The sequence below is a fragment of the Streptomyces sp. IBSBF 2435 genome (assembly GCF_036815005.1).
Classification (GTDB): Bacteria; Actinomycetota; Actinomycetes; order Streptomycetales; family Streptomycetaceae; genus Actinacidiphila.
In genome coordinates this window covers 1-7,254 of sequence record NZ_JAJSYW010000255.1, presented here as the reverse complement: position 1 = coordinate 7,254, position 7,254 = coordinate 1, and the positions used below count along the sequence as shown (strand labels likewise).

The 7,254-nt window shown below is 73.7% G+C and carries 8 protein-coding genes; 4 read left to right on the top strand and 4 right to left on the bottom strand.

Annotated features, from left to right (window positions below):
• On the bottom strand, positions 1-1,436 hold a 1,436-nt coding region (locus V7E46_RS31055; RefSeq protein ID WP_333771531.1), incomplete at its 3' end, for an MFS transporter.
• Between the two features lie 126 nt (positions 1,437-1,562).
• On the opposite strand from V7E46_RS31055, the gene V7E46_RS31050 reads away from it, so the two are divergent.
• Positions 1,563-2,591 (top strand): Lrp/AsnC family transcriptional regulator, encoded by a 1,029-nt coding sequence (locus tag V7E46_RS31050; RefSeq protein ID WP_329179094.1) that lies wholly within the window; start codon positions 1,563-1,565, stop codon positions 2,589-2,591.
• A gap of 43 nt (positions 2,592-2,634) precedes the next feature.
• Here the strand turns inward: V7E46_RS31050 and V7E46_RS31045 are convergent, their stop codons facing one another.
• Complete coding sequence (locus V7E46_RS31045; protein WP_333771530.1) at positions 2,635-3,024, bottom strand: Dabb family protein; 390 nt, start codon at positions 3,022-3,024, stop codon at positions 2,635-2,637.
• 101 nt (positions 3,025-3,125) lie between these two features.
• On the opposite strand from V7E46_RS31045, the gene V7E46_RS31040 reads away from it, so the two are divergent.
• Positions 3,126-3,761 (top strand): TetR/AcrR family transcriptional regulator, encoded by a 636-nt coding sequence (locus V7E46_RS31040; protein ID WP_333771529.1) that lies wholly within the window; start codon positions 3,126-3,128, stop codon positions 3,759-3,761.
• Between the two features lie 128 nt (positions 3,762-3,889).
• Here the strand turns inward: V7E46_RS31040 and era are convergent, their stop codons facing one another.
• Positions 3,890-4,843 carry a GTPase Era gene (gene era / locus V7E46_RS31035; protein WP_333771528.1) on the bottom strand — a complete coding sequence of 318 codons (954 nt, stop codon included), beginning with the start codon at positions 4,841-4,843 and terminating at the stop codon, positions 3,890-3,892.
• 158 nt (positions 4,844-5,001) lie between these two features.
• Here era and V7E46_RS31030 point away from each other — a divergent pair, with 158 nt between their 5' ends.
• Entirely contained in the window at positions 5,002-6,351 is a 1,350-nt protein-coding gene (locus V7E46_RS31030; protein ID WP_333771527.1) for an ammonium transporter, read from the top strand.
• Positions 6,348-6,686, top strand: a complete 339-nt coding sequence (locus V7E46_RS31025) for a P-II family nitrogen regulator (RefSeq protein ID WP_333771526.1) — start codon at positions 6,348-6,350, stop codon at positions 6,684-6,686. The genes V7E46_RS31030 and V7E46_RS31025 overlap by 4 nt, the downstream gene beginning before the upstream one ends.
• 43 nt (positions 6,687-6,729) lie before the next feature.
• On the opposite strand, the gene V7E46_RS31020 is transcribed toward V7E46_RS31025, so the two are convergent.
• Complete coding sequence (locus V7E46_RS31020) at positions 6,730-7,107, bottom strand: cytidine deaminase (protein WP_333771525.1); 378 nt, start codon at positions 7,105-7,107, stop codon at positions 6,730-6,732.
• Positions 7,108-7,254 lie beyond the last annotated feature (147 nt).

Below are 7,254 nucleotides of genomic sequence, written 5' to 3'. Positions count from 1 at the left end.
ATGAAGATCACGACGTGCTCGACGTCGTCCAGCTTGCCGGCCGCCGGGGCGGGGTCCGCGGTGCGGCCCTGGCGGACCAGGGCGAAGACGGCGATCGCGCCCGCGAGACCCGCGGCAGCCCCGTAGAGGGAGATGCGGTCGAGCGCGGAGGCGTACGCCGCGTGCGGGGTGCCGCCGTGCGAGGCGACGTCGCGCAGCCGGGCGGTGAAGACCGCGCCGAAGAGGGCGATACCGATGGTCATACCGAGCTGACGTGCGGTGTTCACCGCGCCGCCCGCCATGCCCGCGCGGTGCGGCGGGACCGCGTCGACGGCCGCGGAGACCAGGACGGGGGTGGTCAGGCCGACGCCGACACCGATCACCGCGAGCCCGGCGATGACCGAGGACTGGCCGGAGGAGGCGTGGACGGTCAGCGCCAGCAGCGCGCAGCCCGCGCCGATGATGAACAGGCCGCCGCCGATCGGCACCCGCGCGGGGAAGCGGTGCATGTGCCGCCCGGCGATCGCGGCGACGACGAAGGCGGTGCCGGCCATCGGCGTCAGGGCCAGGCCGCCGCGGATCGGGCTGAGGCCGAGCACGTTCTGCAGCCAGAGGGAGAGGTAGACCAGGCCGCTGAACGCCGCGGCCTGGTAGAGCAGCGCGCCGCCGAGCAGGCCGCTGAAGCCGGGGTGGCGCAGCAGTGCCAGGTCGAGCATCGGGTGGTCGGAGCGGGCCTCGACCAGGACGAAGGCGACCGCGGCGACCGCGGCCACCGCGAAGGCGGTGAGGGTCAGCGCGTCGGTCCAGCCGTCGTCGCCGCCGCGGATCAGGGCGTAGGTCAGGGCGGCGGCGGCCAGCGTGAAGGTGGTGGCGCCCGGCAGGTCGAGCCGGCCCGTACCACGCTGCCCGGCGGCCGGCAGGGCCCGCAGGGCGATCACGATCGCGATGACGGCCACCGGCAGGTTGACCAGGAAGATCGCCTGCCAGCCGAAGCCCTGGGTGAGCAGGCCGCCGAGGATCGGCCCCGCCGCGGCGGCAGCGCCGTTGACCGCGCCCCATACGCCGAAGGCGACCCCGCGGTCGCGGCCGTGGTAGGTCGCGGCGACCAGCGCGGCCGAGGTGGCGAACATCGCGGCCCCGCCGACTCCCTGCACGGCGCGCGCGGCGATCAGCACGGCGGAGTTCGGCGACAGCGCGGCACCCAGCGAGGCCGCCGCGAAGACGCCGAGCCCGGCGACGTAGAGCCGGCGGTGCCCGAAGAGGTCGCCGAGCGAGCCGGCGACCATCAGCAGCGCGGCGAGGGCGAGGGCGTAGCCGTCCATCACCCATTGCAGGGCGGAGAAGGGCGCGTCGAGGTCGGACGCCATGCTCGGCAGGGCGACGTTCACGATGGTGACGTCGACCAGGAGGATGAAAGCGCCCAGGCAGATCGTCACGAGGGGCAGCCATTTGCGCATGGAGGTGTACTCCGTTTCGGTGGTGCGGTGGAGCGGGGTTGACGCTCTCAGGCTGCGTGACCGCGGTCATACGCCACAGCCATGGCCGCCCCGGCGGTGGAATCCGACTCCGCCTACGATGTCGGCATGGGATCCGACACCACATGGGCGCCGCTGCGCGTTCTCGACCTGCTGGACCAGCAGGTCGTGCAGGCGCTGCAACTCGACGGCCGGGCGCCCTTCCGGCGGGTCGGCGAGGTGCTGGGCGTCTCCGACCAGACGGTCGCCCGCCGCTACGCCCGGCTGCGGACGTCCGCCGGGCTGCGGGTGCTCGGGCTGACCGATCCGCTGCGGGTCGGGCTCACCCCGTGGTTCGTACGGGTCTGCTGCACCCCCGACGCCGCCGCGTCGGTCGGCGAGGCGCTGGCCCGGCGCACCGACACCCGCTGGGTGAGCCTGCTGTCGGGCGGCACCGAGATCTTCTGCCTCACCCACGCGTCCAGCCCCGGCACGGACCCCGACGCGCTGCTGCTCCAGAAGCTGCCGCGGACCCCGCGGGTGGTGCAGGTGACGGCGCACGCGCTGCTGCACGTCTTCTTCGGCCACGACCTCAGCCCGGTCAGCAGGACCGGGCCGCTGGACCCCGAGCAGCTGCGCGCGCTGCGTCCGCCCGCCGTCGAGGCGGACGGCGACCCGGTCCAGCTCAGCGACGCCGACCGGCGGCTGCTCGACGCGCTCGCCCACGACGGGCGCACCCCCGCCGCGGAACTCGCCGGGCTCACCGGCTGGTCCCCGACGACCGTACGGCGGCGGATGGCCGAGCTGCGCGCGTCCGGGGCGCTCTACTACGACCTCGACTTCGGGACCGGGGCGCTCGCGCCCGAGATGCGGGCCTCGCTGTGGCTTGAGGTCGAGCCGGCCGCCCTCGCCGAGGCGGGGCAGGCGCTGGCCGGGCACGCGGAGGTGGCGTTCGCCGCCGCGATCACGGGGACGGCGAACGTCTACGCGTCCGTGCTGTGCCGGGACCCCCGGGCGCTGTACCGCTACCTGACCGGGCCGGTGGCCGCGCTGCCGGGCCTGCGCCGGACGGAGACGGCCCCGATCCACCGCACCCTGAAGGGCCCGAGCCCCTATCTCGACCCGGCCAGGACAGGGCGCCCGGGCACGCGGGCCTGAAACCCCGACCGCACCGGGGGCGCCGCCTCAGGCCCGCCGCCCGCTACCTCCGCGCGGCCTCGTCGAGCTGCCGCGCCCACTCCGGGTACGCCGCCAGCTTCGCCTGGACCAGCGCCGCCATGCCCGCGCCGACCGCCGGGTCGGGGTCGTCGGTGAAGCGGACCGCGGACAGCCGGGTGACGTACGGCAGGATGTCGTCGTCGCCCGCGAGGTGGACCGGGTCGTACAGGTACCGCTCCAGCGCGTCGAGATCCGCCACCCCGACGCAGTAGGCGTGGCTGAAGCCTTCCGCCGGGTCGCCGAGGTCGCGCCCGACCGTGCCGTACTCCGCCGACTCCACCGACGCGGTCCGCCGCATCGCCGCCAGCACCTCGGACTGCCGCTCCTTTGTCGTGCCCGGCCTGAACGCGAACCGCAGGATGTTGACGATCATGGTTGCCCACTTCCCTGTCAGTCAATTCTAATGAACCAGCGGGTTCAATTTAATGGTCACCTCGGCTTAAGGACAAGGCCCGCGGGCGCTACGATGTGCCGGTGGCGGCGACGACCCGGGGGCGTATCGACAAGCGCGAGGCGATTCTCGGCGCGGCCTTCGCCGTTTTCACCCGGCGGGGATACGCAGCCGCGGGCATGCAGGAGATCGCCGACGAGGCGGGCGTGGCCAAGCCGACGCTGTACAACCACCTCGGCGACAAGGAGACCGTCTTCCAGCGCGCGATGGAGGCCGCCGCCGACACCGTCATGGCGGAGAACATCGCGATCGTGGAGCGGCTGCGCGCGCCCGGCCCCGACCTGCGGGCGGCGCTGGAGGATGTGGCACACCGGATGCTGCTGGTGTGCTGCGACGAGCGGTCGTCCGCGCTGCGCCGGCTGACGTACGCGCAGGCCGGCGCGTTCCCCGAGCTAATGGTGGCCGTTCAGGAGCGTACGTCGATCCGGCTGGCGGAGGCCCTCGCCGACCGGCTGGCGCGGCTGGCCCTGTCGGGCGGGCTGCGCGACTGCGAACCGGCCCAGGCCGCCGAGCAGTTGCTCGCGCTGCTCACCGCGCCGATGGAGGCGCGGTCGCGGCTGGGCACCCGGAAGGTCCCCGCCGAGCAGACCCGGGCCATCGCGCACGCGGCGGTGCGCACCTTCCTGTGCGCGTACGGCCCGGCGGCCGGGCGGGCCTGAACCGGGAAACACCTGGCGGCTCCAAACGCCGGAGGACGCCCGGCCGCCGAGCAGCCCGGGACGCCGGAGGACGCCTGCCGGCCCGGAACGCCGGCGAACGGCCCGGCGGCGCGGAACGCCGGGAAGTGTCAGAAGCCGAGCTTGCGCAGCTGCTTCGGGTCGCGCTGCCAGTCCTTGGCCACCTTCACGTGCAGGTCCAGGAAGACCGGCGTGCCGAGCAGCGCCTCGATCTGCTGGCGGGACTTGACGCCGACCTCCTTCAGGCGGGCGCCCTTGGGGCCGATGATGATGCCCTTCTGGCTGGGGCGCTCGATGTAGAGGTTGGCGTGGATGTCGAGCAGCGGGCGGTCGGCGGAGCGGCCCTCGCGGGGCAGCATCTCCTCGACCACCACCGCGATGGAGTGCGGCAGCTCGTCGCGCACGCCTTCCAGCGCGGCCTCGCGGATCAGCTCGGCGACCATGATCTGCTCGGGCTCGTCGGTCAGGTCGCCCTCGGGGTAGAGGGCGGGACCCTCCGGGAGCAGCGGAATGAGCAGGTCGGCGAGCAGGCCGACCTGCTCGCCCGCGACCGCGGAGACCGGCACGATCTCGGCCCATTCGAAGCCGAGGTCGCGGCCGAGCTTGTCGACGGCGAGCAGCTGGTGGGCGAGGGCCTTGGAGTCGACCAGGTCGGTCTTGGTGACCACCGCGACCTTCGGCGTCCTGCGGACCCCGGCCAGCTCGCGTGCGATGAAGGTGTCGCCGGGGCCGAACTTCTGGTCGGCGGGCAGGCAGAAGCCGATCACGTCGACCTCGGCCCAGGTGCTGCGCACCACGTCGTTGAGCCGCTCGCCGAGCAGGGTGCGCGGCTTGTGCAGCCCGGGGGTGTCGACCAGCACGAGCTGGGCGTCCGGCCGGTGCACGATGCCGCGCACGGTGTGCCGGGTCGTCTGCGGCCGGCTGGAGGTGATCGCCACCTTCTGGCCGACCAGAGCGTTCGTAAGAGTGGACTTGCCGGCGTTGGGACGACCGACGAAGCAGGCGAAGCCGGACCGGTGTGCGGGGCCGGCGGCGGAGGGGGTACGAGCGCTCATGGGCCTCATTCTCCCCGATGGCGGGGGTGGACGAGGACGGCAGGTTTCACGGCGGCAGTCGGGCACCCCGGTGAGGGTGCCGAAATGCCCGCGCAACACGAAACACCGCGGAAACCTGCTCGCCCACGTACGGTAACGCGAGCCCGTGACGCTTCCCCTACCCGCCCGTGGAAGGGGACCCCCTCGTGCTGCTGCTGTCCGCCGACCAGACGGCTGTGAACGCCGCCGACACCGCGTGGCTGCTGGCCGCCACCGCGCTGGTACTGCTGATGACGCCGGGCCTCGCGCTCTTCTACGGCGGCATGGTCCGCAGCAAGAGCGTGCTCAACATGCTCATGATGAGCTTCGTGTCGATCGCGCTGGTCACGATGGTGTGGCTGGCCGCCGGCTACACCCTCGCCTTCGGCCACGACGCCGGCGGGCTCGGCCTGATCGGAGACTTCGGCCACCTGGGCATGCACGGCATCGGCCCCACCTCGATGCACGGCCATGTCCCCACCCTGCTCTTCGCGACCTTCCAGCTGACCTTCGCGGTGATCACCGCGGCCCTGATCAGCGGGGCGGTGGCGGACCGGGCACGGTTCGGGGCATGGGTGGTCTTCGTGGTGGTGTGGACACTGGCCGTATACGTCCCCGTGGCGCACTGGGTCTTCGCCGACGGCGGCTGGATCGCGGCGAAACTGCACGCGCTGGACTACGCGGGCGGCACGGTCGTCGAGGTGTGCTCGGGCGCCTCGGGTCTTGCGCTGGCGATCGTGCTCGGGCCGCGGCTCGGCTTCCGCAAGGACTCGATGCGGCCGCACAATCTGCCGCTGGTGCTGCTCGGCGCGGGTCTGCTGTGGTTCGGCTGGTTCGGCTTCAACGCCGGGTCCGCGCTGGGCGCCGACGGGATGGCCGGCGCCGCCTTCCTCAACACCCAGACCGCGGGCTGCGCGGGCCTGCTGGGCTGGCTGCTGGTCGAGAAGCGCAGGGACGGGCACGCCACGACGCTGGGCGCCGCGTCCGGTTCGATCGCCGGCCTCGTCGCGATCACCCCGTCGTGCGGCAGCGTGGACGTACCCGGCGCCGCCGTGGTCGGGCTCGCCGCGGGCGTGCTGTGCTCGTACGCGGTGAGCTGGAAATTCCGCTGGGGCGTGGACGATTCGCTGGACGTGGTCGGCGTTCACCTGGTCGGCGGCATCGTCGGCACCCTGCTGATCGGGCTGCTCGCCACCGAGTCGATGACCGGCGGCCCCGAGGGCCTGTTCTACGGCGGCGGCCTCGCGCAGCTGGGCAGGCAGGCCGTCGCGGTCGCGGCGGTCGGGGCGTACGCCTTCGCCGTGACGTACGGGCTGGGCCGGGCCATCGACAGGCTGATGGGCTTCCGGGCGAGCGAGGAGCACGAAAGGACCGGCCTGGACCTCACCGTGCACGCGGAGACCGCTTACGATCACGGCGTACTCACGCACGGCATGTCCCACGGCGCCGCCGTGCACGCCGGCGCGCAGGCCGCCCACGACAGGAGCCCACTGGGATGAAGCTGGTCACCGCCGTCATCAAGCCGTACAAGCTGGACGACGTGAAGACGGCCCTGCAGGAGATGGGGGTGCACGGCATGACGGTCACCGAGGCGAGCGGCTACGGCAGGCAGCGCGGCCACACCGAGGTCTACCGCGGCGCCGAATACCGCGTCGACCTGGTCCCCAAGGCCCGCATCGAGGTCCTGGTCGAGGACGCGGACGCCGACGCGGTCATCGAAGCGCTGGTGGCCGCCGCCCGCACCGGCAAGATCGGCGACGGCAAGGTGTGGGCGGTGCCGGTGGAGACGGCGGTCCGCGTCAGGACCGGCGAACGCGGCCCGGACGCGCTGTAGGCCCCCGGGGCGGCCGGGCCGGCCGACGCGCGGGTGGCCCGGGTCAGCCCGCGCCGAGGGTGCCGCGTACGGACCCGTCGGGGCCCGCCACGATCACCGGTACGGCGGCGCCGCCGAGGTCGCGGACCGCGGCGCGGCCGGCGTCGTCCGCGGCGTCGGCGGCGGTGACCACCGCGGCGGCCTCCAGCGACTTCGCGCCGCTGGCCACCGCCATCGCGACGGCGGTCTGGAGCGCGCTCAGCCGCAGCGACTCCAGCGCGACGGTGCCGGCCACGTACGTCCTGCCGGTCTCGTCCCGCACGGCGGCCCCCTCGGGCACCCCGCCCCGCGCCCTGGCGGACCGGGCCAGCGTGACGAGCTTGCGGTCTTCCGGGTCCGGCAGGTCGGTGGCCGGCTGCTGATCGCTCATACGCGCGATCATAGGCGCACCACCGGGCCCGCCTCCCCCGCCGCAACCGCCACCGCCGGTCAAGCGGAGTGCGGTGCGGTTTTGGCCGACCACGGCGAGGTCGCCGGTGCCACCCGCGGGTTCAGAACCGTCGGATGCCGGAATCGGCCATGGGTGGGC

What these genes read in the sequence shown, in the direction of transcription:
- V7E46_RS31020 (WP_333771525.1), bottom strand. Translation starts at nt 7,107, where the DNA reads ATGATCGCGCGTATGAGCGATCAGCAGCCGGCCACCGACCTGCCGGAC.
- V7E46_RS31025 (WP_333771526.1), top strand. Translation starts at nt 6,348, where the DNA reads ATGAAGCTGGTCACCGCCGTCATCAAGCCGTACAAGCTGGACGACGTG.
- era (WP_333771528.1), bottom strand. Translation starts at nt 4,843, where the DNA reads ATGAGGCCCATGAGCGCTCGTACCCCCTCCGCCGCCGGCCCCGCACAC.
- V7E46_RS31050 (WP_329179094.1), top strand. Translation starts at nt 1,563, where the DNA reads ATGGGATCCGACACCACATGGGCGCCGCTGCGCGTTCTCGACCTGCTG.
- V7E46_RS31045 (WP_333771530.1), bottom strand. Translation starts at nt 3,024, where the DNA reads ATGATCGTCAACATCCTGCGGTTCGCGTTCAGGCCGGGCACGACAAAG.